This window comes from Thermus altitudinis, assembly GCF_022760835.1.
Lineage (GTDB): Bacteria > Deinococcota > Deinococci > Deinococcales > Thermaceae > Thermus > Thermus altitudinis.
In genome coordinates, this window is the sequence record NZ_JAKTNQ010000010.1 from 36,532 (window position 1) to 62,606 (window position 26,075).

A 26,075-nucleotide genomic window follows, 5' to 3' on the forward strand; every position below is an offset into this window, starting at 1 on the left:
GTCTACCCCGGGCCCAAAAGAAAGATGTCCCCGCCCAGGGCTGGGCGGGGACAGGAAGGTCCCTCTAGCGCAGGTTGGCCCCTATGACCGTACGGGCCAGCCGGCCCCCGCCAAAGGCGTAAAAGTACTCTCCATCCAGGAAGATCCCCGTGCGGGCATCCAAGAGGAACTCCACCCCCAGGGAAAGGTGAAGCCCCAGCTCCCCCGGGCCGGCAAAGCGCCCGGCAAGCCCCCCGCCAAAGTAGGGGCGTATACCCCTAAGGTCCCGGTCCAGCTGGCCCAGGTCCGGCTTAAAGAGGAGCTCCCCTGCCGCCAAGAAACTGGGCCCGGACGGTAGGGGGTTCATGTCCACAAAACCCCGGAAGGCCAGGTTGCGCTCCAAGGGCGCCTCCAGGCCCAGCCCTAGCCCCGCCGGGGGCAGGGAAAGCCGGAAGGAAACCGCTCGCTGGGCCAAAGCCCCGGGGCCTAAGGCCAGCAACGCCAAAACCAAGACGATCTTGCGCATAACCCACCTCCTTCCGGCATGCTACCCTTCCTTACGGCCAAGGGGAAGAGAGGCTTCTCTCACGCACCCTTCACCCTAAGGCCTTAGGCTTTCTTTTATGAAGCGGCTTTCCCTAGCAGCCCTCCTCCTGGCGTTCAGCGCCCTTCTCACCCCCATGCTGGCCCAGAACAAGAACGTGGCCACCCGGGTGGGCTTTGTGGACGCCGATGCCCTGGTGCAGGCCCACCCCGATTACAAAAAGGTCCAGGACCTCCAGGCCCAGGCCCGGAAGGAGCTGGGCCCAATAGAAGAAAAAATCAAGCCCCTGGAGGCCAAGATCCGCTCGGGGCAGGCCACGGCCAAAGAGCGCCAGGACTATGAGAACCTGGTCAAAACCTACCAGGACACGGTGAAGAAGTGGCAGGAGCGGCAGAACCCTGTGCTTAAACCCATCCTGGAAGATGTGGATAAGGCCATCGCCAAAGTGGCCAAGGCCCAGGGCTTTTCCGTGGTCATGAGCCGCCAGGTGGCGGCCCAGTCGGGCCTGGTGGTGTATGCCGACGACGACACCGACCTAACCGAAGCGGTAAAGAAGGAGCTGAAGCGCTAGCCCAAACCCCTCCCCCGGGGAAAGGTTTCCCCGGGGTTTTTCTTTTGGCTAGTCCATCTGGAGGTTATAATCCTTCCGATGGCCAAGCGGAAGCCGGCCAAGCCCAGCCGTAACCGCGACCTCGAGGCCCTGGGTATGTTGGCCCTGGGAGCGGGGGTCTTCTTCGCCGCTCCCCTCCTACCCCTACCCACGGGGGCCTTCGGCTCCTTCCTCCGGGAAGGCTTCTACCAGATGCTGGGCCTGCCCGCCTACCTCCTACCGCCAAGCCTTTTTCTCCTGGGAACCTTTCTCTTCAGGAACAAGCCCTTAAAACCCCTCCTTCGCCACCTCCTTTTCCTCTACCTCCTGGCCTTGGCCCTCCTTCCCCTCCTGGGACCCCTTTCGGGGCAGCTGGGGAAGGAGGCCCGGTCCCTTCTGGAAACCAAGGCCGGGGCCTTGGGCCTCCTCCTTCCCCTGATCCTGGCCTCCTTGGTCCTGGACCTCTGGCGGCGAAAGCCTCCCCTTCACCTTCTCCTCACCGGCCTGCACCTGGGGGTGGAGGGGGTGCGACGGGTCCGCTACCGGGTGAAGGCCCTTCTCCTTAAGCAAAGGATCGGCCTCCTCGCCCGCCTTTACCCTGAGCACACCGCCCTCAAGGCCCTGGCGCAGAACCTTTCCCCCGCGGAGCTTCCCGGGGTGGAGAAGGCCCTAAGGGCCTTCTTGGAGGAACGGGCCGCCGAGCTGAGGCGGCAGATGGAGGAGGACCAAAGGCCCCTGGAACCCCGGCTCCAATCCCTTCTCCAGGGCCTGAAGGCCCCTGTGCCTGGGGAGGGTCCCTTGCGGGATGCCTTAGAGGAGCGGCGGGCCGCCCTCCACCTCGAGGCCCAGGCCCTCCTCGCCCGCCTGAAGGCCCTCCACCCCATCCCCACCCCCAGGGCCACCGTGGGGGGACTGGTGCGGGGGCTAAGGCTTAGAGAGGAGCGCAAGGCCCGGTGGGAGGAGCTTGCTGGCCTGGTCCAGGACCTGGAGGCCCGCTTTGAGGAGCTTGCCTCCTGGCTATCCTTCCTCTCCCGTCATCCCGAGGCCCAGGCCGAGGGGTTAAGGGCCTTGCTCACGGGTAACCCCCCGCCCGTCCCCTCCTCCCCACCCCCTGCCCCCGAACCGGAACCCTTTGACCTGGACCTGGTCTTTCCCGAGCCCTCCCCGCCCCAAACTCCACCGGACCCGCCTTCCCCACCCCGTCCCCTTCCCCAAAGCACCGCCTTGGCCCTTCCCACCCCGGACCTCCTGGACCCCCCGGAGCCCAAGGGAACGGCCCGGGGTTTGGAGGAGGAGGTGGAAAGGCTCAAGCGCACCATCGCCGACACCCTCAAGCACTTTGGGGTCCAGGCGGAGGTGGTGGGCCACGCCCGCGGGCCCTCGGTGATCCGCTACGAGCTTCTACCTGCCCCTGGGGAAAAGATAAGCCGCATCCAGAGCCTGCAAAACGACCTGGCCCGGGCCCTGGCGGCAGGGGCGGTGCGCATAGAAGCCCCCATTCCGGGAAAGAACACCGTGGGCCTGGAGGTACCCAACCCCAAAAGGGAACTGGTGCGCTTCTCCGAAGCCGTCCTCTCCCCTGCCTTCCAAAACGCCAAGGCCCTTCTGCCCCTGGTCCTGGGCAAGAGCATTGAGGGGGAGATCTGGGTGCGGGACCTAGCCAAGATGCCCCACCTTCTCATCGCCGGCTCCACCGGCAGTGGCAAAAGCGTGGCCATCAACGTCCTCATCACCAGTCTCCTCTTTAAGCACCTACCCACCTCCTTGCGCTTTCTCCTCATAGACCCCAAGATGGTGGAGCTTACTCCCTACGAGGGCATCCCCCACCTGGTGCGCCCGGTGGTCACCAGCCCCGAGGAGGCCGCCTTGGTCCTGCAAGGAGCCGTGGCCCACATGGAACGGCGCTACCGCCTGCTCAGCGGGGTGGGGGCCCGCAACCTGGAGCAGTACAACGCCAAGATGGAAAAGGAGGGCGGGGAAACCCTTCCCTATTTGGTCATCGTGGTGGACGAGCTGGCCGACCTGATGATGACCGCCCCCAAGGAGGTGGAGGCGGCCATCCTGCGCCTGGCCCAGATGGCCCGGGCCACGGGGATGCACCTAATCCTGGCCACCCAGCGCCCCAGCGTGGACATCCTTACCTCCCTCATCAAGGTGAACATCCCCGCCCGCCTGGCCTTTGCCGTGTCCAGCGGCTTTGACTCCCGCACCATCCTGGACACCCAGGGGGCCGAGAAGCTGATCGGCCAGGGGGATGCCCTCTTTTACCAGCCCGGGCTGCCTAAGCCCGTGCGCCTGCAGGTGCCCTACCTTTCCGAGGAAGAGGTAGGGCGCCTGGCGGGTTTCTTAAGGGGGCAAAGCTTTGAGGACCGGTTTGCCGAAGCCTACGGCCAGGACTTTGAGCCCCCAAAGGGGCCGGAAGGGGCCGGGGTGGGCGAGGTGGACTTCTCCGATCCCTTGCTCAAGAAGGCGGCGGAGATCGTGGTAGAGGAAGGCTATGGCTCCGTAAGCCGCCTGCAGCGCCGGCTTTCCATCGGCCACGCCCGGGCGGGGAAGCTGATGGATGCCCTCGAGGCCATGGGCATCGTGGGCCCGCCCAAGGGCTCCAAGCCCCGGGAGGTCCTTATCAGCAAGGAACAGCTTAAGGACTTCTTCGGCTAGAGGTGTGCTATCATGGCCCTTTGTGGAAACGGTGCCGGGCGGGCGCTGGGTGGCGGAGATCTACGGTTGCGACCTGGATGTCTTGGAAAACCCCAAGATGGTGGAGGCGGCCCTCTTGGATGCGGTGATGCGCTTGGGGGCGCCCAGGGATGCGGCCCAGTCGGTGGTGTACAAGTTTCATCCCCAGGGTCTTTCCGCCGCCGTGGTCAGCCCGGTGGCGGCGGTGATGATCCACACCTGGCCGGAGGATAACGCCTCCGCCACCTTGGACCTCTACTTCTACCGGGATGGGGTGAACCCGGAGGAGGTCCTGAAGGGGCTTTCCCGGGCCTTCGGGGCCAAGGAGGAATCGGCCTTCCGGTACTGGCGGGGAACGGAACACGCCATCAAGCGGCGGGCCTTTGGCGGCCAACAAGGAGGATAGCTATGGACTACGGCATGTACTTCTTTGAGCACATCACCCCCTTTGAGACCATGGTGCGGCGCATGGAGCGGGTGATCGCCTCCGGCCGAACCAAGTACCAGGACTACTTCCTTTTTGAAACCCAGGGTTTTGGCAAGGTGCTGGTCCTGGACAAGGACGTCCAGAGCACCGAAAGGGATGAGTACGTCTACCACGAAACCCTGGTCCACCCGGCCATGCTCTCCCACCCCGAGCCCAAGGCCGTTCTGATCGTAGGAGGCGGGGAAGGGGCCACCTTGCGGGAGGTGCTCAAGCACCCCACCGTGGAACGGGCGGTGATGGTGGATATAGACGGGGAGCTGGTGGAGGTGGCCAAGCGCCACATGCCTGAATGGCACCAGGGGGCCTTTGAGGACCCCCGGGCGGTCCTGATCATTGACGACGCCCGGGCTTACCTGGAGCACACCCAGGACACGTACGACGTGGTCATCATCGATCTCACGGACCCCGTGGGGGAGGACAACCCCGCCCGGCTCCTCTATACGGTGGAGTTCTACCGGCTGGTGAAGGGCCACCTGAACCCCGGCGGGATCATGGGCATGCAGGCGGGCATGATCATGCTCACCCACCACCGGATCCATCCCGTGATCCACCGCACGGTGCGGGAGGCCTTCCGCTACGTGCGCAGCTACAAGAACCACATCCCCGGCTTCTTTCTGAACTTCGGCTTCCTCTTGGCCTCGGACGCCTTTGACCCCGCGGCCTTCTCCGAAGGGGTGATTGCGGCCCGCATCCGTGAGCGGAACCTGGCCCTACGCCACCTTTCCGCCCCTTACCTGGAGGCCATGTTCGTCCTGCCCAAGGACATCCAGGAGGCCATAGACCGGGAAACCCTGGTATCCACGGACCAAAACCCCTTCTACGTTACCCCCGAAGGAGAGGCCCGGCAGGCCCCCTACCGGGGCTAGGCGGACCTGCGGGGCCCTCTAGGGCTTCTCATCCGGGACGTGATAGAGTAAGCCCATGCAACGCGTTATCGTTCTCGTGGTGGTGGTCTTGGCCCTTGTGGGCCTGGGCTGGATCCTATGGGGTCCGAAGGGCAAGGCGGGTCTGGACCCCGCCCAAGGGGCTCGTTTTGCCCTAGGTTCCGAGGGGGCACCGGTAACAGTGGTGGATTTCTCCAACTACCTCTGTGGCCACTGCCAAAACCACGCCCTAAACGTTCTTCCCCGGCTTAAGGCCGAGTACATAGACACCGGCAAGGTGCGCTACCTCTTCCGTGACTTCCCCTTCCCGGGCCAGGCCAACGTGATCCGGGCCAGTGAGGCCGCCGCCTGCGCCGCCGACCAAGGGCGTTACTACGACTACCACGAGGTCCTCTTCCGGGCCGCCTCCAGCTGGGGCAACCTGGAAGGAAGCGTGTTGGACCGCTACCTGGTGGACCTAGCCGGGCAGATGGGCCTGGACGAGAACGCCTTCGCCCAGTGCCTGGCCTCCGGAAAGCACCGCCAGGGCGTCCTGGCCGACCAAAAGCTGGCCACGGACCTGGGCCTCACCGGCACCCCCACCTTTTTCATTGCCGGGGAGAAGCGCACCGGCTTCCTGAGCTACGAGGAATGGAAGAACCTCCTGGACAAAGCCCTGGCCGAAAAGAAGTGAGGGGATAGGTGTAGAAACACGGAAAGGTAAAGCCCGCCGTCCCTTGATTTCTTTGCTACCCTGGAACCCATGGAAGCCCTTTGGGTGGCCACGGCCTTCGCCCTGGGCTTACTGACGAGCCGCCTGGGGCTTCCCCCCTTGGTGGGGTATTTGGCGGCGGGTTTTGCCCTTCACGGGCTGGGCCTGAGGGAGACGGAGTTTTTACACCATGCGGCCGAAATCGGGGTCCTCCTTTTGCTTTTCACCGTGGGATTAAAGCTCCGCTTCCAGGACCTGTTGGAGCCTCGGGTCCTGGTGGCCGGGGGACTCCACCTCTTAGTCTTTTCCCTCCTGGCCCTTCTCTTCCTGGGAAACCTTCCCCTGGCCATAGCCCTGGCCTTTTCCAGCACCGTGCTGGTGGTGAAGGTCCTGGAGGACAAAAAGGAGCTCACCACCTACCACGGCCGCCTCAGCGTAGGCATCCTGGTCCTTCAGGACCTGGTGGCCGTGGGCCTCATCACCCTCTACGGCGAAAACCGGATCAGCCCCTGGGCCGGTCTGATCCTCCTCCTGCCCCTAGGGCGGTCTGCCGTGGCCTGGCTATTGGAGAAAAGCGGCCACGACGAGCTCTTGGTGCTCTTCGGTCTGGGCCTAGCCCTCCTTGGGGGGGAGGGCTTCCGCCAGGTGGGCCTATCCCCGGAGCTGGGGGCCCTCCTGATGGGGGTCCTCCTGGCCGGCCATGAAAAGGGGGGGGAGATGGCCAAGGCCCTTTGGAGCCTGAAGGAGGCCTTCCTGGTGGCCTTCTTCCTGGACATAGGGCTAAGGGAGGGGCTACGGGGCGTGGAGGTGGGGCTGGTCCTGACCCTCCTCCTCCTCATCCTGGTCAAATCCCCTCTTTTTTTCGGCCTTTTTCTCCTCCTGGGGCTTCGGGCCCGCACCGCCTTCGTCAGCGGGATGTACCTGGGCAACTACTCCGAGTTCGCCCTAATCGTGGGCGTGGTCTTGGAACGAGCGGGCCTTCTGCCCCTTGGCCTTTCCACCCTCGCCCTGGCGGTGGCCGTCTCCATGGCCCTCTCCGCCCCCCTGGCCCGGTACAGCCATAGCCTCTACAAGCGCTGGGAATCCCGCCTCCTCCCCCTGGAGCGGAAAGTGGCCCACCCCGACCAGGAGCCCGAGCGCCTGGAAGGGGCCACGGTGCTCATCGTGGGCATGGGCCGCACCGGGGGGGCCGTCTACCGCATCCTGGAGGCTAAGGGGGAGCGCCCCGTGGGCCTGGACGCCGACCCCGAAAAGGTGGCCCGCCACCAGGCCAAGGGGCGGAAGGTCTTCTACGGGGACGCGGAGGACCCCGAGCTTTGGGAACGCCTGGACCTGGGGAACCTCAAGGCCGTGGTCTTGGCCCTACCGGACCTCGAGGCCAAACTCCTGGCGGCCCGCTGGCTGAAGGAGCGGGGCTTTGGGGGCATCCTGGCCGCCACCAGCTTCCACCTGGAGGAAGACCCGGCCCTGGAGGCCGCCGGCGTCACCCTCCTCTTCCACCCCTTCCGCGAAGCCGGCGAGCGCCTGGCGGAAAAGGTCCTGGAGAAGCTGGCTATAATGGGTGAGGTGAGCCATGGCCGGTCATAGCAAGTGGGCACAGATCAAGCGCAAAAAAGCCGCCAACGACCTCAAGCGCGGTAAGATCATCTCTAAGCACCTAAGGGCCATCCAGGCGGCCGCCCGAGCCGGGGGAAGCCCCTACCCCGAGGCCAACGTCCAGCTGCGCAACGCCATAGAGGCGGCCCGGGCCGACGATGTCCCCATGGAAAACATTGAGCGCCTCCTGCAAAAGCTTCAAGGCGGGGGGGATGGCGCCGAGCAGTACGAGGAGATCGTCTACGAGGGCTATGCCCCAGGCGGCGTGGCCCTTTTGGTCTATGCCCTCACCGACAACCGCAACCGCACCGCCGGCGAGGTGCGCCACGTCTTCAACAAGTACGGGGGTTCCCTGGGGGCTTCGGGCAGCGTGGCCTGGCAGTTTGAGCGCAAAGGGGTGATCGTCTGCCAAAACTCCGAGGCCGCCCAGGAAGCGGCCATAGAACTTGGGGCCTTGGACCTCGAGGAGGAAGGGGAAAGCCTCACCCTCTACACCGACCCCGCCGATGCCTACCGCATCGCCGAGGAGCTCAAGGGGCGGGGCATCCCCGTGGAGGCGGTGGAAGTGGTGCAGCACCCCCAGAACACCGTGGCCCTCTCCCCGGAAGAGGCGGCCAAGGTGATGCGCCTGGTGGAGGCCCTGGAGGACCTGGACGACGTGCAGCACGTCTACACCAACCTGGACCCTGCTAGCCTCCAGGTGGAAGCCTGATACCGCCCCACCCTGGCTTGCGCCAGGGTGGGGGCTCCGGGAAGGACCTTGGTGGCCTGGGGTTAACCCAGGCCACCTTCCCTACTCCTTCTTGCGCTTCTTCTCCTCCCGCATCAGCCGCCGGCGCTCGGCCCGGGAAAGACCCGGCTGGGGAGGTGGGGTGGCAGGGCGCTTCTTCTCCACGCCAAAGGACCGGGCCTCCTCCTTAGGGGAGGGAACGGGCACGTACGGGGCTTCCCGCACCGGGCGCACGGGCTCCGCCTCCACCTTGAGCCGGAAGAGGAACTTGGCCACCTCCCCTTTGATGAAGCCCACCATGTCGTTGAAAAGCCGGGTGGCCTCAATCTTGTACTCCTGGAAGGGGTCTTTTTGCCCGTAGCCCCGGAGGAAGATGCCCTGCCGGAGCACATCCAGGTTGTGAAGGTGCTCCTTCCAGGCGGAGTCCACCACATTGAGGATCACGAAGCGCTCCACCGCCCGCATGAGGGGTGGGGAAAGCTCCACCTCCCTGGCCTCGTAGGCCTTTAGGGCCGCCTCCACCAGGCGTTCCACGCCCTCTTCGGGCTTCAGGGCGCGGAGGTCTTCAAAGGGGAAGCCTTCCAGCTGGGGCACGGTGTCCAGGAGGGTGGCCTTGAGGGCCTCGAGGTCCCAGTCCTCCGGGTGCACCTGGGGGTTGAGGACGTTTTCCGCTATCCCAGCCACCGTCTCCTCCACCATGCCCAAGGCCGCTTCCTTCACCTCCTCGTCCTTGCCCAAGAGGATTAGGCGGCGCTGGGCGTAGATGACCTCCCGCTGGCGGGCCATCACGTCGTCAAACTGCAAAAGCTGCTTGCGGATGGCGAAGTTCCGGTCCTCCACCCGCTTTTGTGCCCGCTCAATGGACCGGGTCACCATGGGGTGCTCTATGGGCTCGGAATCGTCAAAGCCCATGCGGTCCAGCATGGCGATGACCCGGTCCGAGGCAAAGAGGCGCATGAGATCGTCGTCAAAGCTGACATAAAAGCGGCTTCCCCCCGGGTCCCCCTGGCGCCCGGCGCGGCCCCGGAGCTGGTTGTCAATGCGGCGGGACTCGTGCCGCTCGGTGCCCAGGATGAAAAGCCCTCCCAGCCCTCGCACCCTCTCCTCGTCCGCCTTGCACTCCTCCCGGATCTGGCGGATCCTTTCCTGAAGCTCGGGCTTGATTCCCAGCTCCTGGGCCAGGGCCCGGGCCTCCTCCTCCTGGCCCGCCACCATCTTCTTGATGAAGAGCTCCACCTTCCACTCGTAACGGTCAAAGCCCTCCTTCTCCAGAAGGGCCGCCGCCAGGTACTCGGGGTTTCCGCCCAGCTTGATGTCCGTGCCCCGGCCCGCCATGTTGGTGGCGATGGTGACCGTCTTGCTCCGGCCGGCCTGGGCCACGATCTCCGCCTCCTTGGCGTGGTGCTTGGCGTTGAGCACCTGGTGGGGGATGCCCTGGCGCAGCACGGCCAGGGTGTGCACCGCCCGTTTCAGACCTTCCCAAGCCGCCCTCAGGTTGCCTTTGGCCGGGATGAGCTCCTCAAAGGGGGCCAGGTCCTCGTCCTTGAGCTGGGTGGGCTTTTCCAAGAGCTTCCTCAGGCGCTCCCACGCCTCCCCCTGCTGCTTCTGGCTGGCCTTCTTGAATAGCTCCAGGCGCATCTCCAACCGGGGCAGGTAGAGGCGGGGCTCCTTGAGCATCTGGGAGAGCCTTTCCGACTTCTCAATGCTGATGGTGCCCACCAAGACGGGCTGGCCCCTCTCGTACTTCTCGGCGATCTCCTCCACCACCGCATAGAACTTGCCCTTTTCCGTGCGGTAGACCACATCGGGCAAGTCCTTGCGGATCATGGGACGGTTGGTGGGCACCACCACCACGTCCATGCCGTAGATCTCCTGGAACTCCTTCTCCTCGGTCTTGGCGGTACCGGTCATGCCCGCCCGCTTCTCGTAGAGGCGGAAGAAGTTCTGGTAGGTGATGGTGGCCAGGGTCTGGTTCTCCCGCTCTATGCGCACCCCCTCCTTGGCCTCTATGGCCTGGTGCAGGCCCTCCCCATACCGCCGCCCCGGCATGAGCCGGCCGGTGAACTCGTCCACGATGATCACCTGGCCGTCTTGGACGATGTAGTCCCGGTCCCGGTGGTAGAGCTCCTTGGCCCGGATGGCCTGGATGAGCATGTGGGCCAGCTCCATGTTCTCCGGGCTGAAAAGCCCTTCCACCCCCAAGAGCTTTTCCGCCTTGGCGATGCCCTGGAGGGTGAGGTGCACGGAGCGGTTCTTCTCCTCAATGGTGTAGTCCCCCGTGGGCTCCTTGCGCACCCCGGGCTCGGCGGGCAGGCCCCTTTCCAGCTTCTTGGCGATCTCCGCCATCTTGTAGTAGAGGTCGGTGGCCTTCTCCGCGGGGCCCGAGATGATGAGGGGGGTGCGGGCCTCGTCAATGAGGATGGAGTCCACCTCGTCAATGATGGCGTAGTGCAAGGGGGTATCGTGGCGCAGGACCAGCTGGTCCGGGGCTATGGCCATGTTGTCCCGCAGGTAGTCAAAGCCCAGCTCGGAGTTGGTCACGTAAGTGACGTCCGCCAGGTAGGCCTTGCGGCGCTCCTCGGGGGTGGAGCTGTGCTGGATCGCCCCCACGCTGAGGCCCAGGCCCCGGTACACGGGCCCCATCCACTCGGCGTCGCGCCGGGCCAGGTAGTCGTTCACCGTGACCACGTGCACACCCTTACCCCTCAGGGCGTTCAAGGCCACGGCCAGGGTGGCCACCAGGGTCTTCCCCTCCCCGGTCTTCATCTCGGCGATCTTGCCCTCGTGGAGGACCGCCCCGCCGATGAGCTGCACGTCAAAGTGGCGCAGGCCCAAATAGCGCTTGGCGGATTCCCGGGTCAGAGCGAAGGCCATGGGGAGAAGCTCCTCCAGGCTTGCCCCCTTTTGGTGTTTCTCCCTGAGTTCCCCATAGGCCGCAGCCAGGTCAGGGATCTCCTCCACCTCCGGCTCCAGCCGGTTGGTGGGCTCCACCACTTGCTTGTAGTAGCGGGCGATCTCCCGCTCGTTGTTGTCAAAAAGCTTCCGTATGAGGCCCAGCATCCTAAGGCCGATTGTACCCCTATTGGATGAGAAAGCCTTCAGGCCTCTTCCAAGGGCCAGTAGGCAGTGGCCCCCAAGGATAAGGGGCTAGGGGCAACACCCGCTTGGTGGCGCCGCCAGGCGGCCAAGGCCACCATGGCCCCGTTATCCTGGGAAAGCCCTTTAGGGGGGAAGTAGACGGTGAGCCCCGCCTCCTGGAAGCGGGCCTGCAGGGCGCGGTTGGCCGCCACCCCCCCCGCCACCAGGAGCACCCGGTGGCCGGTGTCCTTGGCGGCCCGGAGGACCACCTGGGCCAAATGTTCCACCGCCGCCTCCTGGAAGCCCTTGGCCAAGGCCGGGGCCTCGTGCCCCGCCTCCAGAAGCTGCACCGCCTTGGTCTTAAGGCCGGAGAAGCTGAAGTCATAGCCCTTCTGCTCCCGTAGGGGCACCGGGAAGGGCACCTTCTCCTTGGCCTCCTGGGCCAGACGTTCGATCTCCGGCCCCCCGGGAAACCCCAGGCCCAGAAGCCTGGCCACCTTATCAAAGGCCTCCCCGGCGGCATCGTCCCGGGTGGCCCCCAGGAGGCGGTAGCGGCCCAAGGCCTCCACCAGGAAGAGGTGGGTGTGCCCCCCGGAGGCCACCAGGGCCAGGAAAGGGGGGTTTAAGCCCTCGGGCCAAGCGGCCACAATGTGGGCCTCGAGGTGGTGGATGGCGTAAAAGGGCCTATCCAGGGCCCAAGCCAGCCCCTTGGCGAAGGTGTATCCCACCAGCAGGGCCCCGATGAGCCCCGGACCCCGGGTAGCCGCCACCAGGGAGAGGTCCTTGGGCCCGATCCCCGCCTGGGCCAAGGCCTCCTTCACCAGGAGGGGAAGGGCCTTGAGGTGCTCGCGGCTCGCCAGCTCGGGCACCACCCCGCCAAAGGCCTGGTGCAGGGCCACCTGGCTGGCCACCAGGTTGACCACCACCTCCCCATCCCGTACCAAGCCCACCCCGGTGTCGTCGCACGAGGTGTCTATGCCCAAAGTCCACATAGCCTTTCCTCCAAACCCCCGCCCCGGGAATCCGGACCTGCCCAAGCCCCTGGGCCCTTACTACCCTAGCAGACGCCGAGGGGCCCGGCTAGGCTAAGGGGGATGCTCTGGCTCCTCCTCCCGGTCCTCCTCCTGGTCTACCTCCTCTACCGGGCGAGGAGGCCCAGGGTGCGCCCCTGGGCGGGGGTGTGGCTTTGGTCAAGGGGCAGGAGGAGGCGCTTGCGGCCGCGGTGGGACCTAAGGCTCCTCCTCCTCCTCCTGGGGGCGGCCCTCATGGTCCTGGCCCTCGAGGACCCTCCCTTAGGACCCTCCCCCCTGGTCCTGGTGGTGGACGCCTCCGCCAGCATGGCCGCCCGGGAAGGGGCCAAAACCCGGCTGGACCTGGCTAAGGAAAGGCTCCTTCCCCTTCTGGAAAGGACCCCGGAGGCGGTGCTGGTGCGGGCGGGGGAAAGGCCTGAAGCCTTTGGCCCCGCCCCGGGCATCGCCCTAAAGGGGAGGCTTTTAGAGCTGGAGGCCAAGGACCGGGAGGCCCGGCTGGAGGAAGCCATCGCCTTAGGCAGAAGGCTCCTAAAGGCCCCCGTGGTGGTGGCCAGCGACGCCCCCCCGCCCCCCGGGGTAGAGGGGTACATCGGCGTGGGGACTCCCCAGGAGAACCTGGGGATCGTGGCCGTGGCCCCGGGGTTCTTGGCCCTGGGGAACAGCGCGGGGCGTACCCTCACCGCCCGGGTGGAGGTGGGGGGCAAGGTGGAGGAGGTGCCGGTCCCCCCCGGGGGCTTTGCCCGGCTGGAGAAGCTTCCCTCCACCTTCACCGCCCGCCTCCTAAACGGGGACGCCCTAGACCTGGACGACCAGGCCAGCTTCGGCCTTAGGCGGCCTGGGGTGGTCTACCCCAAGGCCCCCGCCCTGGAGAGGCTCTTCCTGCTCCTGGGAACGGCCCCGGGGGACGAGGTGGAGGTGCGCATCGGGGTACCGGAGGGCCTGCCCGATAGGCCCACCCTCTACCTGGCCCCCCAAGGGGGGAACCCGGTCCCGGTCCTGGCCACCACCCCCCATCCCCTCCTGGAAGGCGTGGCCCTCTTGGGCGAACGCCTGCCCTCCCCTCCACCCCCCAAAGGGCCCTGGCAACCCCTAGCCGAGGGCGAGGAGGGGGAGCTCATCTTCTTCAGCGAAAAGGGGCTATACCTACCGCCTTTGGCGGCCATCCAGGACCGTCCCTTTTTCCCCATCTTGGTCTACAACTTCCTCAGGCCCTACCGGGAGGTGCGAAGCGGGCTTCTCTCCCCAGGGGAAACCCTACTCCCCACCCCCGGGCCCAGCTTCCTGCCCAAGGAGCAAGGGGGAGCAGGCCGCTATTTGGCCCTCCTGGCCGCCATGGTCCTCCTCCTGGAGGCCTTCCTCTTCCGCCCAAGGCCAGAAGCCCAAAAGGGATAAGGCCCCCCTTGGCCCCATCCCCCTTGGCTTGGCGAAAGCCCCGGTGGGGTGGCATAGTGGGCCCATGCGCTTCCGTCCCTTTAGCGAGCTGGATCTGGATCTCCTGAACCGGGTGGCGGGAAACCGGCCCCTAAGCCGGGGAGCAGTGCGCTTTTTCGCCCGCACCGGGCACTCCTTCCTGGCGGAGGAAGGGGAGGAGCCCAAGGGCTTCGCCCTGGCCCAGGCCCTTTGGCAAGGGGAGGCCACTACGGTCCTCATAAGCCGGATAGAGGGTGAGGACCAGGCCACCCTGGAAGGCCTCCTGGCGGCCGTGGTGAAAAGCGCCTACGACGCTGGGGTCTACGAGGTGGCCCTGCACCTGGACCCCAACCGGGAAGCCCTCAAAAGGGCTCTAGAGGCCCAGGGATTCCACCTAGGCCCCCTGGTGCTGGCGGTGCGCATCCTGGGAAGCCGGGGGGCAAGGGGGGAGGCCCGGGGCGTTCTAGAATAGGGGCATGAACCGCGTCCTCATCGGCATCCGGGGGGAGCCCACCCCAGAGGGCATGGAACGGATCCTTGCGGCCTTGCGGAGCCTGGAGGGAACCTCCGAGGTCCAGGCCACCGGCCCCGCCCAGGTCCTGGTGGAGTACGACCCCCAGGTCCTCACGGTGATGGACCTGTTGCGCACCATCCGGGAGGAGGGCTTCCTGGCAGGGATGCTCTAAGGGGCTACCTTCGGGAAGGCATCTCCTCCGGAACGCTGAGCAGGCTATTACCATCGCCTCCCTGTCCCTCCCCTTGCCCTACTGGGGGAGGGCATTCAGGCCCACCCCCAGTGGACCCCGCCCCGCCTGGGGTGCCACCGGCGGGTGGGGAAGGCGCGGGGCTTCCGCCTCCCTTCCCAGGAGGAGGGAGCAACCTGTCCTCCACCCCCTGGGAGAGCCCCTGGAAGAGGCGCTCACTAAAGCCCAAGACCACCCCTAGTCCGTACACCGAGGGGGGCTGGAGCAGGCCCGTAACCCCTTCCCCAAGGAGCTTTAGCCCCACCCCCAGTTCCACAACCAACACCCCCAGGAGGGCCGCAAGCCCACCCAGTACAGGGGACAGAAACAGGGGTACCCAGTAAGCCCCGTAGTCCGTGGGAAGCCTGTCGGTTCGCACCACCCGTAGGAGCCGGGAAAGCAGGCCGCCCCCGAAACCGGCAAGGAATAGAAAAAGGGGTTGAACGGAGCCAAAAACCTCCATTAAGAATGACTTCCATAAAAGAATCAAGGCGGCCGCCACCAACAGTCCCAGCCAAAGGAGATACGTACCCTTGTTGTGAAGGGTAAGGAGCCGGGCGTACTGGGTGTCGCGGGCATTATAGAGGTCGGCTAAAAACTCCTGCAAAAGGGTCCTCCTCCCCTCTAGCCCCTCCTCCCCTTCCTGGCACAAGGCCCGCCTTAGGCACTCCCTCCAGACCTAGGCCTTTCCCTCCGAAAGCTCCTCCAGCTCCCCCAGCCCCCGCTTCAAGCGTGCCCGCACCCGGGGGTCATCAAAGTCCTTGGCCATCTGGCGCTCTGCCGCGTGGATCAGCCGCCAAGCTGCCATCTCCCGCTGACCGTTCCAAAGGAGGAAGTAGGACCACTGGCTTCCGCCTTCACCTAGCACTATCTCTGCCTCATCGGGGAGTCCCCCTTGCCCGGCCGGTTGCTCCTTCTTTAAGCGAACCACCTCCGCCTTGGCTAGGTGCCAGGAAGGACTGGCCACACCAAAAGCCTTGGCCAGCTGAAAGAGCACCCCTATCAGCACGAGAGGCAATAGGGTCCAAAGCACGCCCAGTACGGGTTCCCACATGCTTCATCCTCTCTGCTGCCCAAGCCCCGGGCGGGGGTTTCCCCCCGCCCGGGAAGGGACATTAGGGAGAGGTAACGATGGTACCCCAATCCCCCACGGCCACGAAGCGACCGTTGGCGTAGGTGACGCCATTGAGTTCGTTCCCCGTCCCTGAGGCCCGCAGGGTCCAGTTCTCCCCATCCGGGGAGGTGAGGATGATGCCACCACTCCCTACGGCCACGTAGAGGCCGTTCCCGTAGGCGACGCCATTGAGCCAGGCCCATGTCCCCGAGGCCCGCGGGATCCAGCTCTCCCCATCCTGGGAGGTGAGGATGGTGCCATCCCTCCCTACCGCCACGAAGAGGCCGTTCCCATAGGTGACGCCATAGAGCTCCCTGCTCGTCCCCGAGGCCTGCTGCGTCCAGCTCACCCCATCCGGGGAGGTGAGGATGGTGCCATTCCCCCCTACGGCCACGAAGAGGCCGTTCCCGTAGGTGACGCCGTAGAGGTGGTTCCCCGTCCCCGAGGTCTGCTGGGTCCAGCTCACCCCATTCGGGGAGGTGAGGATGGTGCCGCCAGTCCCCACAGCCACGAAGAGGCCGTTGTAGGTGACGCCCACGAGGTTGCTCCCTATCCCCGTGCCCCGCGCGGTCCAGCTCACCCCATCCTGGGAGGTGAGGATGGCACCCCCCTGTCCCCCGGCCACAAAGAGGCCGTTCCCGTAAGTGACGCTAAAGGGCCGGGTCCATGGCGGCGCGGCCCGTTGGGTCCAGCTCGTCCCATTGGAAGAGGTGAGGATGGTGTCCCCCTCTCCCACGGCCACGAAGAGGCCATTCCCGTAGGTGACGCCATAGAGGTCGTTCCACGCCCCCAAGGCCCGCGGGGTCCAGCTCTCCCCATCGGAAGAGGTGAAGATGGTGCTACCACTCACCACCCCCTCGGCCACAAAAGCCACTCCCCCCACGGCCACAAAGAGGCCGTCCTTGAAGGTGACACCATAGAGCGAGCCCTCCCCATCCAGGTCTTGCCGGGTCCAGCTAGCCCCATCGGAAGAGGTGAGGATGGTCTCATTCCCCACCACCACAAAGAGGCCGTTCCCGTGGGTGACGCCATAGAGGGAGTTCACCACCCCCGAGGCCTGCTCTGTCCAGCTCTCCCCATCCGGGGAGGTGAGGATGGTGCCACTACCCCCTATGGCCACGAAGCGACCGTTCCCGTAGGTAACGCCAAAGAGGTCGCTATCAGTCCCCGAGGCCTGCTCTGTCCAGCTCTCCCCATCCGGGGAGGTGAGGATGGTGCCATCCCTCCCTACGGCCACGAAGAGGTCGTTGGCGTAGGTGACGCCATAGAGGTGGTTCCCCGTCCCCGAGGTCCGCGGGGTCCAGTTCACCCCATTGGAAGAAGTGAGGATAGTGCCCCAGCTTCCCACGGCCACAAAGAGGCCGTTCCCGTAGGTGACGCCATTGAGCCAGGCCCATGTCCCCGAGGTCTGCTCTGTCCAACTCTCCCCATCTGGGGAGGTGAGGATGGTGCCATCCCTCCCTACGGCCACGAAGAGGCCGTTCCCGTAAGCGACGCCATAGAGCTCCCTGCTCGTCCCCGAGGCCCGCGGGGTCCAGTTCACCCCATCCGGGGAGGTGAGGATGGTGCCACCACTCCCTACGGCCACGAAGCGGCCGTTCCCGTGGGTGACATGATTAAGGGGCGCACCGGTCTGGACCAGTCGCCAGATCTCCCCCGCATTCCCCCCACCCGAGGCGGTCACGGTGAGGGAGAGGTCTACTGTTCTGGTGAGGCTCCCCGAGGTGGCCTTGACCCGCAGGGCATAGGCTCCCTCTTCCACACCCTCCGCCACCTCGATGGTCAGGGTCTGGGTCACCTGGTTCGTCCCCGTCACGTTCAGGCTGTTGGGGCTCAGGGTGAAGCCGCTGGGGGTATTGCCGTTTTGGTCCTCCAGGCTGAGGGTCACCTGCCCCGTGAACCCGTTTTGCGGGGTGAGGGTGAGCTGCGTGGTACCGCTACCCCCCTGCTGAACGGTGAGGCTGGTGGGGTTCAGAGAGAGGCTGAAGTTGGGGGCGGGAACCCCCAGGGCCACGGGGTCCCGCACCTGGCCGTTGGCCTGGCCGTCCGCGTCCAAGGGACCCCCATCCCGCACCCTGAAGGTGGCCGTGCGCCCCGAGAGCTGGGCATCCGGGATGGGGGTACAGTTCCCGTTCAGGCACTTCAGGAGCACCGCCCCCTGGGGCAGGTCCCGTGGGAAGGAGAGGGTCACGGTGAGGGTGCCTCCCGCTTGGGGCACCTGGGCAGTGAAGCTGATCCCGCCGTAGGGGGTCTGGAAGCCGGGGGCGTTCACCGGGGCGGTTGAGGGGTTCTGGGTGAAGCTTCCCCCCTGCAGGGCTACCTGCACCTGGCCACCGGGGGTGTTTACGGTTTCTGAGGTAGGGCTACCCCCTGTGTTGCCCCCGCAGGCGGAGAGGAGAAGGAGAGCGAAAAGGAGAAGGGTCTTGAGCCTATGCCAACCGTGGCTTGGGGAGGTCCTCATCTGTTCATCACCTCCTCACTCCTCACCCTAGTGGCGGGACCTTACACGGGACTTAACAGGAGGGCGTGATGCGGCAGGTGGCTGCTACTTCCCCACCTCCCGTCTACTTCAAACGAGGGTTCCCGGTACCCCCACCTAACCGATTCCAAAAGGGCTTGGTAGACTGACCCTCGAGGTGCCCCATGCTGGACTTTTACGCCCTAGAAGACCTCCTCACCCCGGAGGAGAGGGAGATCGGAAAGGCCGCCCGTCGTTTCCTGGAAAAGGAGGCCCTGCCCTACATCCGCGGCTGGTGGGAGGAAGGGGTCTTCCCCACCCACCTCATACCCCGGTTTGCCGAGATGGGCTTCCTAGGCCCCACCCTGCCCCCGGAGTACGGGGGGGCAGGGGTTTCCAGCGCCGCTTATGGCCTCATCGCCTACGAGCTAGAGCGGGTGGACTCAGGGCTTAGGAGCTTTGTCAGCGTGCAGAGTTCCTTGGTCATGTACCCCATCTACGCCTTCGGCAGCGAGGAGCAGAAGCGGGCGTTCCTGCCCAAGCTGGCCCGGGGGGAGATGGTGGGGGCTTTCGGCCTCACGGAACCCGATGGCGGCTCCGACCCCTACGGCAACATGCGCACCACGGCCCGCCGGGAGGGGGACACCTGGGTGCTCAACGGCAGCAAGATGTGGATCACCAACGGCAACCTGGCCCATATCGCCCTCATCTGGGCCAAGGACCAGGAGGGGCGGGTCCTGGGCTTCCTCGTCCCCACCGACACCAAAGGCTTCCAGGCCCGGGAGATCCCGCACAAGATGAGCCTACGGGCCTCGGTGACCAGCGAGCTGGTGCTGGAGGAGGTGCGGGTGCCTGAGGAGCTGCGCCTACCCAAGGCGGAGGGCCTTAAAGCCCCCCTCTCCTGCCTCACCCAGGCCCGCTTCGGCATCGCCTGGGGGGTTTTGGGGGCCTTGGAGGCCGTGTACACGGAAGCGCTGGAGTTCGCCAAAAGCCGAAGCACCTTCGGAACACCCCTGGCCCAAAAGCAGCTGGTGCAGGCCAAGCTGGCGGAGATGCTCTCCGACCACACGGAGGGCCTCCTCCTGGCCTGGCGCCTGGCCCGGCTTAAGGACGAGGGGAAGCTAACGCCGGCCCAGGTTTCCCTGGCCAAGCGGCAAAACGTGATGAAGGCCCTGAAGGCCGCCCGCCTGGCCCGGGACATCCTGGGGGGGAGCGGCATCACCCTGGAGTACCACGCCATCCGCCACATGCTCAACCTGGAAACCGTTTACACCTACGAGGGCACCCACGACATCCACACCCTGGTCCTGGGGCGGGAGGCCACGGGGCTTAGCGCCTTCTAGGCCATGGTCATCGCCTTTACCGGGGACCCCTTCCTGGCCAAGGAGGCGCTTCTCCAGGAGGCTTCCCTTCGGGGCCTCACCCGCTTCACCGAACCCACCCCGGAAGCCCTGGCCGAGGCCCTAAGCCCCGGCCTCTTCGGGCAAGCCGGAGCCCTGCTGGACCTGCGGGAGGTGGGCGACGGGGAGTGGAAGGCGTTAAAGCCCCTTCTGGAAAACGTCCCTGAAGGGGTGGCCGTGCTGATCCTTGATCCTAAGCCCACCACCGCCCGGGCCGCCTTCTACCGCACCCGGGAAAGGCGGGACTTCCCCACCCCTAAGGGAAAGGACCTGGTGCGCCACCTGGAAAACCGGGCCAAGCGCCTGGGGCTAAGGCTGCCCGCCGGCATCGCCCAGTACCTGGCCTCCCTGGAGGGGGACCTCGAGGCCCTGGAAAGGGAGCTGGAAAAGCTGGCCCTCCTCACGCCCCCCCTCACCCTGGAGAAGGTGGAAAGGGTGGTGGCCCTAAAGCCCCCGGTCACGGGGTTTGACCTGGTGCGGGCCGTGCTGGAAGGGGACGCCAAAAGGGCCTTCCGCCACCTGAAGCGGTTGAGGGAAGAGGGCGAGGAACCCCTAAGGCTCCTGGGGGCCTTCGCCTGGCAGTTTGCCCTTCTGGCCCGGGCCTGGATGCTCCTTGAGGAAAACCCCAGGCCCACGGAAGGGGATTTGGCCCGCCTCGAGGCCCACCCCTACGCGGCCAAGCGGGCAGTGGAGCTGGCCCGAAGCCTCACAGGAAACGCCCTAAAGGCCAGCCTGGAAGCCCTCATAGCAGGGGAACGCCGGGCCAAGGAGGGCAAAGACCCTTGGCTGGCCCTGGAGAGGGCGGTCCATACCCTGCTGAACACCCTTCCCCGGGGCTAGGCACCCCTGCCCCCAGCGGTTGACTCGCGGGTCAGTTTCGGGATAGGCTTTTCCCATGCTGCATCCGGACGTGGTAGCAGACCTCCTCAACAAGGCCCTCAAGGGCGGGGCCGACTTTGGGGAAGTCTACGTGGAGCGCTCCAAGAGGAGGCGCATGACCGTGCGCTATGGCAGGCTGGACGAGGCCATCTCGGGGCTGGACTACGGGGCGGGTTTAAGGCTTTTCTTCGGCACTGAGGTGGTCTACGCCTACACCAACCAGCTCACCCAAGAAGGGCTTCAAGAAGCCCTGGAGACCCTGCTTCGGGCCAAAGGGGCCCTGGGAAGGGTGGACGAGCGGGGGGCTGGGGGCCTGGACTTCCGCAAGGCCTCCCCCCGAGGCCTCCACACCCCTAAGGTGCCCTACGGGGAAAAGGACAAACGCTTCCGCTTGGAAAGGCTATTGGAGGCCGAGGCCGGGGCCCGGATCGCCCCCGAGATCCAGCAGGTGGAGGCCAGCCTGCAGGAATGGGAGCAGGAGGTCTTGATCGCCAATACCGAGGGCACCTGGGCCGAGGAGAAGAGGGTCCGCACCCGGCTAGTGGTGCTGGCGGTGGCCCAGGAGGGCACGGAGGTCCAGACCGGTTACGCCGCCCCCGGCAAAAGCGTGGGCCTGGAACTCTTTGACCTCTACCCGCCCCAGGAGGTGGGGGCCAAGGCCGCCCGGCAAGCCCTCACCAACCTAAGGGCCAAACCCGCCCCTGCCGGCACCATGCCCGTGGTGGTGGGGAAGGCCTTTGGCGGGGTCATCTTCCACGAGGCCTTGGGGCACCTTCTGGAGACCACCAGTGTGGCCAAGAAGGCCAGCGTCCTGGCCGATAGGCTGGGGGAGGAAGTGGCCAGCCCCGTGGTCACCTACGTGGACGACGGTACCCTGCCCCACGCCTGGGGTTCCACGGAGGTGGACGACGAGGGCCGCCCCACGGAGCGCACGGTGCTGATAGAGAAGGGCATCTTGCGAAGCTACATGGTGGACCGCCTGGGCCACCTCCTCACCGGCTATCCCCTAACGGGCTCGGGCCGCCGGCAGGACTACACCCTGGCCCCCACCTCGAGGATGCGCAACACCTTCATCGCCCCGGGCGACCAGGAGGTGGAGGAGCTCATCGCCAGCGTGGAGTTTGGCCTTTACGCCAAGGACCTAGGGGGCGGGCAGGTGAAGCCGGGCTCGGGGGAGTACAACTTTGCCGTGCAGGAGGGGTACATCATCCGCCACGGCCGCCTGGAGGAGCCCGTCCGCGGGGCCATGCTGGTGGGCAAGGGGCCCGAGACCATCCGGAAGGTGGTGGCCGTGGCCAAGGACTGGGAAAACGCCCCCGGCATGTGCGGAAGCCTCTCGGGGATGGTGCCGGTGGAGGTGGGCCAGCCCCACGTGCTGGTCTCGGAGATCGTGGTGGGGGGTAGGGCATGACCCTGGAGGAAGCCAAACGGTACCTGTTAAGGCGGGCCAAGGAGCTGGGCCTCGAGGCGGAGGTGCTTTTCCAGGAAGAGCGGGAGCTCTCCCTGAGGGCCCGGCAGGGCACCCTGGAGGAGATCAAGGAGGCCCGGCAGGGGGGCATTGGCCTAAGGGTGTTGGTGCAGGGTCGGCTGGGCTACGCCTATACGGAAGAGCTCTCCCCCGAAGCCTTGGACTGGGCCCTCTCCGAAGCCCGGGATAACGCCCTGCTTTCCGGCAAGGAAGGCACCCTCCCTCCGGGGCAGGCCCTGGGAAGCCACGACCTCTTGGGCGAGGGGCTTTCCGCTCCCCTCGAGGCTAAGAAGCAAGCCGCCTTGGAGCTGGAAAGGGCCCTATGGGCAGACCCCAGGACCCGAAGCGTCCTCATGGGGGGTTATATGGAAAAGGAGGTCCGGGTGGCCCTGGCCAGCACCCTGGGCACCGAGGGAGCCTTCCGCACCGGGCTTGCCGGGATGGGGGGAAGCCTGGTGATGGCGGAGGGCAATAGCCTCAAGCAAGGCTGGGACTTTCGGCTGGCCAAGGAGTTCCACGCCCTGGACCCTGGCCGCACCGCCTTGGAGATCCGGGAGAAAACCGCAAGGCTACTAGACGCCAAACCCCTCCCCACGGGCCGCTACCGGGCCTACCTGGAGCCCAAGGCCATGGCGGGCCTCCTCTTCGTGCTCTCCCGCTCCCTTTCCGCCAAAAGTGCCCTGGAAGGCAAAAGCCGCCTCGTAAACCGCTTAGGGGAAAGGATCGCCTCGGAATGGGTCACCCTGGTGGACGACCCCACCCTGGAAAAGGGTTTGGTCTCCCGTCCCTTTGACGCCGAGGGCACTCCGGCCCGGCGCACGGTGGTGGTGGCCAAGGGGGTCTTCAAGACCTTCCTCCACAACAGCGAAACCGCCAAAGCCCTGGGCCAAGAAAACACCGGCCACGCCTTCCGCACCTACCGCGGGGTTTTGGATGTGGCCCCCACCAACCTGTATCTGGAACCCGTGGGCAACCTGCACCTGGAAAAGGGGGTCCTGATAACCGAGTTCATGGGCCTCCACGCCGGGGCCAACCCCGTGAGCCTAGACTTCTCCCTCCAGGCCCTGGGGCTATGGGTGGAGGAGGGGGAGGTGCGGTACGCGGTGGAAAACTTCGCCGTGGCCGGGAACCTCTTGGAACTTCTCCAGGCCATAGAGGCCGTAGGGGAAGAGGTGGAGTGGGAGGTGATGGGCGCCGCCTTCGGAAGCCCTTTGGTGGCGGTGGCCGAGCTTTCCTTTGCCGGGGCCTAAGGCCACCCAAGGCTTTCAGCCGGTGGAGGGTCTACACCAGCCACACCCCCCAATCCCTTCCCTCCATCTTGCCCGGGAGAAGCTCCTGGCCACGCCCAGGATCCTGACCCCCTCTACGCCTTGCCCAAGGTGGGGGTGACGTCCCATATAGGCCAGGCGGGAAGAAGGACCCGGGAGCGCAGGGCCGGGATGGCGGTGGAAAACCTGCCCGCGGCTTTGGAGGGAAAAGAGCCCCCAAACCCGGTAGTATGAGCCCCATGGGCTTCGTCATCGGCCTTCTCGGCGGGGGGTTTGGGGGGCTTGTGGGGCTTGGGGGGGGCACGGTGATGATTCCCCTCATGGTGGGGCTTTTGCGGCTAACCCAGCACAAGGCCCACGGCACCAGCCTGGTGGCGGTTTTCTTCACCGGGCTGGTGGGAGCCTTCACCTATGGGCTACAAGGTTCCTTGAGCTTGAAGGCGGCCTTGTTTCTGGCTGCCACGGCCATCCTCACCGCCCGCTTTGGGGCCCGCTATGCCCACAGCTTGGCGGAGAAGGATCTTAAGCGGGCCTTTGGCTGGTTCCTCCTCGTGGTCTCCTTTTTGCTGCTCCTGAAACCCTACCTGGCCCCCATGGGCCTGGTGCGGGGCGAAACCTGGGAAGACCTAACCCTTCTCTTGGCAGGAGGCTTCACCGGTTTCCTCTCCGGCATGATGGGGGTGGGCGGGGGAACCATCATGGTCCCGGCCATGGTGCTCCTCCTGGGCATGGACCAGCACACGGCCCAGGGCACGAGCCTCCTCGCCATGGTTCCCGCCAGCCTGGTGGGGGCCTACACCCATTACCGCCTGGGCAACGTGGACACCCTTCTCGCCCCGGGGCTGGTCCCCGGGGTGCTCCTGGGAACCTTCATCGGCGGAGAGGCCGCCCATTTCCTGCCGGAAGCCACCTTACGGCTTGTTTTCGCTGCCGTGCTCCTCTGGACGGCCTGGCGGTACCTGCGCCCCCAGGGAAAAAAGTAAACGTGTTTACCCTTCCCAGGGCCAAGGGTAGACTATGGTAAAGGGGAAAGGAGGTGAGCTTATGCAGCGCTGGCAGGACTGGGCCAATCTTGTCCTTGGCGTTTGGCTCATCCTTTCCCCGTGGCTTTTGGGATTTAGCGGCACCCCCGCCGCCATGTGGAATGCGGTCCTCGTGGGGGTGGTGGTGGGGCTCATGGCCCTTATGCACCTTAGGGGTGGCCCCATGTGGGAGGAGTGGGTGAGCGTGGTCCTGGGCGTCTGGCTCATCCTCTCCCCCTGGATCCTGGGCTTTAGCGGAATGGGGAACGCCATGTGGAACGCCGTTATCGTGGGCCTTCTTGTGGGGGCTCTAGCCCTAAGCGTCACCCGGGAAAAGCCCAAGGCCGCCTAAACCCAAGCTCCTCGCGCAAACGCTCCCGCCTGGAGCCTAACCCAGGCGGGACCTCCCCCTTGCCAGCATCCCCTTCCGGGTGTAAGGTGGGAATGGCCTTTAAACCGGTCCCGCGAGGCCGGAAAGGGGGAAAAATGGAGCGATATAAAGGCAACAAAGGGAAGAAGCCAGGCGGAGGCTTTGGCCTCCGCTTCTTTTTGGAGGTGAACCGTGCGCTTTAAGGCCGAGCTTTTAAACGCCGAGGAGATGCGCCGGGCCCTATACCGCATCGCCCACGAGATCGTAGAGGCCAACAAGGGGGTGGAAGGGCTGGCCCTCATCGGCATCCATACCCGGGGCATCCCCTTGGCGGAACGCATCGCCCGCTACATCCGGGAGTTTGAGGGGAAGGAGGTGCCGGTAGGGATTTTGGACATCACCCTCTACCGGGACGACCTCTCCGAGATCGGGGTCAGGCCCCAGGTGCGGGAAACCCGGATCCCCTTTGACATCACGGGGAAGGCCTTGGTCCTGGTGGACGATGTGCTCTACACGGGCCGCACCGCCCGGGCTGCCCTGGATGCCCTCATGGACCTGGGACGCCCCAGGCGCATCTACCTGGCGGTTCTGGTGGACCGGGGGCATAGGGAACTCCCCATCCGCGCCGACTTCGTGGGCAAGAACGTGCCCACCGCCAGAAACGAGGTGGTCAAGGTGAAACTCTCGGAAGTGGACGGCGAGGACCGGGTGGAGCTTTGGGAAAAGGAGGAGGCATGAGGCACCTCCTGGACTTCCAGGGCTGGACCCGGCCCGAGGTGGAAAACCTCCTGGACACCGCCCGCGTCATGGCCGAGGTGCTGGAAAGACCGGTGAAAAAGGTGCCCGCCCTCCAGGGCTTCACCGTGGCCACGGTGTTCTTTGAACCCTCCACCCGCACCCGCATCTCCTTTGAGTTGGCCGCCAGGCGCATGTCCGCGGATGTGGTCTCCTTTGCCGCTCAGACCAGCAGCCTGCAGAAGGGGGAAAGCTACAAGGATACCCTTCTGACCCTCGAGGCCATGGGCATAGACGCCTACGTCATCCGGGCCGATAGCGCCGGGGTTCCCCACCAGGCCACCCGCTGGGTGAAGGGCGTGGTCATCAACGGCGGGGACGGGCGCCGGGCCCACCCCACCCAGGCCCTCTTGGACGCCTACACCCTCCTGGAGGCCCTGGGCACCCTGGAAGGCAAGAAGATCGCCATCGTGGGGGATATCCTCCACTCCCGGGTGGCCCGCTCCAACGTGGAGCTCCTGCCCCTCCTCGGGGCCGAGGTTTGGGTAGCGGGCCCCCCCACCCTTCTCCCCCAAACCCTTCCCGGGGCTAGGCTCACCCCCCATCTGGAGGAGGCCCTGGCGGAGGCGGATGCGGTCATGGTCCTAAGGCTCCAGAAGGAGCGCATGGAGGCGGGTCTGGTCCACCTCCAGGACTACATCGCCCACTACCAGGTGACGGAGGAACGCCTAAGAAAGGCGAAACCCAACGCCCCCCTTCTTCATCCTGGCCCCATGAACCGGGACATAGAGCTGGAGGGCACGCTGGCGGACTCGGAAAGAAGCCTGGTGAACCGCCAGGTGCGCAATGGCCAAGCGGTACGTATGGCGGTCCTCTACCACCTCCTGGTGGGGAAGGAGCGGTAGGGCCAAAGGAGGCAC

The 26,075-nt window shown here is 65.7% G+C and carries 24 protein-coding genes; 18 read left to right on the forward strand and 6 right to left on the reverse strand.

Features of this window, described 5'->3' with window-relative positions:
* Window positions 1–64: 64 nt before the first annotated feature.
* Window positions 65–505: a hypothetical protein gene (locus tag L0D16_RS05290; RefSeq protein ID WP_243030400.1), complete on the reverse strand. Its 441-nt coding sequence runs from the start codon at window positions 503–505 to the stop codon at window positions 65–67.
* Between the two features lie 97 nt (window positions 506–602).
* Here L0D16_RS05290 and L0D16_RS05295 point away from each other — a divergent pair, with 97 nt between their 5' ends.
* From L0D16_RS05295 to L0D16_RS05325, 7 genes are all read left to right on the forward strand, one after another.
* Window positions 603–1,094, forward strand: coding sequence for an OmpH family outer membrane protein (locus L0D16_RS05295; RefSeq protein ID WP_243030401.1), 492 nt, complete (start codon window positions 603–605; stop codon window positions 1,092–1,094).
* 78 nt (window positions 1,095–1,172) lie between these two features.
* Window positions 1,173–3,773, forward strand: coding sequence for an FtsK/SpoIIIE family DNA translocase (locus L0D16_RS05300; RefSeq protein ID WP_243030402.1), 2,601 nt, complete (start codon window positions 1,173–1,175; stop codon window positions 3,771–3,773).
* Window positions 3,774–3,795: 22 nt separating this feature from the next.
* Window positions 3,796–4,197, forward strand: a complete 402-nt coding sequence (gene speD / locus L0D16_RS05305) for an S-adenosylmethionine decarboxylase (RefSeq protein ID WP_243030403.1) — start codon at window positions 3,796–3,798, stop codon at window positions 4,195–4,197.
* A gap of 2 nt (window positions 4,198–4,199) precedes the next feature.
* Entirely contained in the window at window positions 4,200–5,144 is a 945-nt protein-coding gene (speE, locus tag L0D16_RS05310) for a polyamine aminopropyltransferase (RefSeq protein WP_243030404.1), read from the forward strand.
* 55 nt (window positions 5,145–5,199) lie between these two features.
* Entirely contained in the window at window positions 5,200–5,835 is a 636-nt protein-coding gene (locus tag L0D16_RS05315) for a DsbA family protein (RefSeq protein ID WP_243030405.1), read from the forward strand.
* Between the two features lie 69 nt (window positions 5,836–5,904).
* Complete coding sequence (locus tag L0D16_RS05320) at window positions 5,905–7,440, forward strand: cation:proton antiporter family protein (RefSeq protein ID WP_243030406.1); 1,536 nt, start codon at window positions 5,905–5,907, stop codon at window positions 7,438–7,440.
* A complete protein-coding gene (locus L0D16_RS05325) occupies window positions 7,427–8,161 on the forward strand; it encodes a YebC/PmpR family DNA-binding transcriptional regulator (protein ID WP_243030407.1) in 735 nt (244 codons plus the stop codon). Before L0D16_RS05320 ends, L0D16_RS05325 begins: the two co-directional genes overlap by 14 nt.
* 81 nt (window positions 8,162–8,242) lie before the next feature.
* Here L0D16_RS05325 and secA read toward each other — a convergent pair whose 3' ends face one another.
* Together secA and tsaD are read right to left on the reverse strand one after the other, a co-directional pair.
* Window positions 8,243–11,239 (reverse strand): preprotein translocase subunit SecA, encoded by a 2,997-nt coding sequence (gene secA / locus L0D16_RS05330; protein ID WP_243030408.1) that lies wholly within the window; start codon window positions 11,237–11,239, stop codon window positions 8,243–8,245.
* 38 nt (window positions 11,240–11,277) lie between these two features.
* Window positions 11,278–12,249 (reverse strand): tRNA (adenosine(37)-N6)-threonylcarbamoyltransferase complex transferase subunit TsaD, encoded by a 972-nt coding sequence (gene tsaD, locus L0D16_RS05335; protein WP_243030409.1) that lies wholly within the window; start codon window positions 12,247–12,249, stop codon window positions 11,278–11,280.
* 102 nt (window positions 12,250–12,351) lie between these two features.
* Here tsaD and L0D16_RS05340 point away from each other — a divergent pair, with 102 nt between their 5' ends.
* From L0D16_RS05340 to L0D16_RS05350, 3 genes are all read left to right on the forward strand, one after another.
* A complete protein-coding gene (locus L0D16_RS05340; protein WP_243030410.1) occupies window positions 12,352–13,680 on the forward strand; it encodes a vWA domain-containing protein in 1,329 nt (442 codons plus the stop codon).
* 64 nt (window positions 13,681–13,744) lie between these two features.
* Window positions 13,745–14,170 carry a DUF1999 family protein gene (locus L0D16_RS05345; RefSeq protein WP_243030411.1) on the forward strand — a complete coding sequence of 142 codons (426 nt, stop codon included), beginning with the start codon at window positions 13,745–13,747 and terminating at the stop codon, window positions 14,168–14,170.
* Between the two features lie 4 nt (window positions 14,171–14,174).
* The gene (locus L0D16_RS05350; protein WP_243030412.1) at window positions 14,175–14,384 is read left to right on the forward strand and encodes a heavy-metal-associated domain-containing protein; all 210 of its coding nucleotides are present in this window, start codon (window positions 14,175–14,177) and stop codon (window positions 14,382–14,384) included.
* Window positions 14,385–14,388: 4 nt separating this feature from the next.
* Here the strand turns inward: L0D16_RS05350 and L0D16_RS05355 are convergent, their stop codons facing one another.
* The 3 genes from L0D16_RS05355 to L0D16_RS05365 form a co-directional block, all read right to left on the reverse strand.
* On the reverse strand, window positions 14,389–15,048 hold the full coding sequence (locus L0D16_RS05355) for a hypothetical protein (RefSeq protein WP_243030413.1): 660 nt from the start codon (window positions 15,046–15,048) through the stop codon (window positions 14,389–14,391).
* Window positions 15,049–15,120: 72 nt separating this feature from the next.
* The gene (locus tag L0D16_RS05360) at window positions 15,121–15,495 is read right to left on the reverse strand and encodes a hypothetical protein (RefSeq protein WP_243030414.1); all 375 of its coding nucleotides are present in this window, start codon (window positions 15,493–15,495) and stop codon (window positions 15,121–15,123) included.
* A gap of 61 nt (window positions 15,496–15,556) precedes the next feature.
* A complete protein-coding gene (locus tag L0D16_RS05365; protein WP_243030415.1) occupies window positions 15,557–18,016 on the reverse strand; it encodes a choice-of-anchor U domain-containing protein in 2,460 nt (819 codons plus the stop codon).
* Window positions 18,017–18,198: 182 nt separating this feature from the next.
* Between L0D16_RS05365 and L0D16_RS05370 the strand changes: the two genes are divergently transcribed.
* The 8 genes from L0D16_RS05370 (at window position 18,199) to L0D16_RS05410 (ending at window position 26,060) form a co-directional block, all read left to right on the forward strand.
* Complete coding sequence (locus L0D16_RS05370; protein WP_243030416.1) at window positions 18,199–19,356, forward strand: acyl-CoA dehydrogenase family protein; 1,158 nt, start codon at window positions 18,199–18,201, stop codon at window positions 19,354–19,356.
* 3 nt (window positions 19,357–19,359) lie between these two features.
* On the forward strand, window positions 19,360–20,253 hold the full coding sequence (holA, locus tag L0D16_RS05375) for a DNA polymerase III subunit delta (protein ID WP_243030417.1): 894 nt from the start codon (window positions 19,360–19,362) through the stop codon (window positions 20,251–20,253).
* Between the two features lie 55 nt (window positions 20,254–20,308).
* Window positions 20,309–21,703: a TldD/PmbA family protein gene (locus L0D16_RS05380; protein WP_243030418.1), complete on the forward strand. Its 1,395-nt coding sequence runs from the start codon at window positions 20,309–20,311 to the stop codon at window positions 21,701–21,703.
* Window positions 21,700–23,010 carry a TldD/PmbA family protein gene (locus L0D16_RS05385; protein ID WP_243030419.1) on the forward strand — a complete coding sequence of 437 codons (1,311 nt, stop codon included), beginning with the start codon at window positions 21,700–21,702 and terminating at the stop codon, window positions 23,008–23,010. The genes L0D16_RS05380 and L0D16_RS05385 overlap by 4 nt, the downstream gene beginning before the upstream one ends.
* Window positions 23,011–23,267: 257 nt before the next feature.
* Window positions 23,268–24,011, forward strand: a complete 744-nt coding sequence (locus L0D16_RS05395) for a sulfite exporter TauE/SafE family protein (RefSeq protein WP_243030434.1) — start codon at window positions 23,268–23,270, stop codon at window positions 24,009–24,011.
* Between the two features lie 61 nt (window positions 24,012–24,072).
* Window positions 24,073–24,402: an SPW repeat protein gene (locus tag L0D16_RS05400; RefSeq protein ID WP_243030420.1), complete on the forward strand. Its 330-nt coding sequence runs from the start codon at window positions 24,073–24,075 to the stop codon at window positions 24,400–24,402.
* A 210-nt stretch (window positions 24,403–24,612) separates the two neighbouring features.
* A complete protein-coding gene (gene pyrR / locus L0D16_RS05405; RefSeq protein ID WP_243030421.1) occupies window positions 24,613–25,158 on the forward strand; it encodes a bifunctional pyr operon transcriptional regulator/uracil phosphoribosyltransferase PyrR in 546 nt (181 codons plus the stop codon).
* On the forward strand, window positions 25,155–26,060 hold the full coding sequence (locus L0D16_RS05410) for an aspartate carbamoyltransferase catalytic subunit (protein ID WP_243030422.1): 906 nt from the start codon (window positions 25,155–25,157) through the stop codon (window positions 26,058–26,060). Before pyrR ends, L0D16_RS05410 begins: the two co-directional genes overlap by 4 nt.
* Window positions 26,061–26,075: the final 15 nt, after the last annotated feature.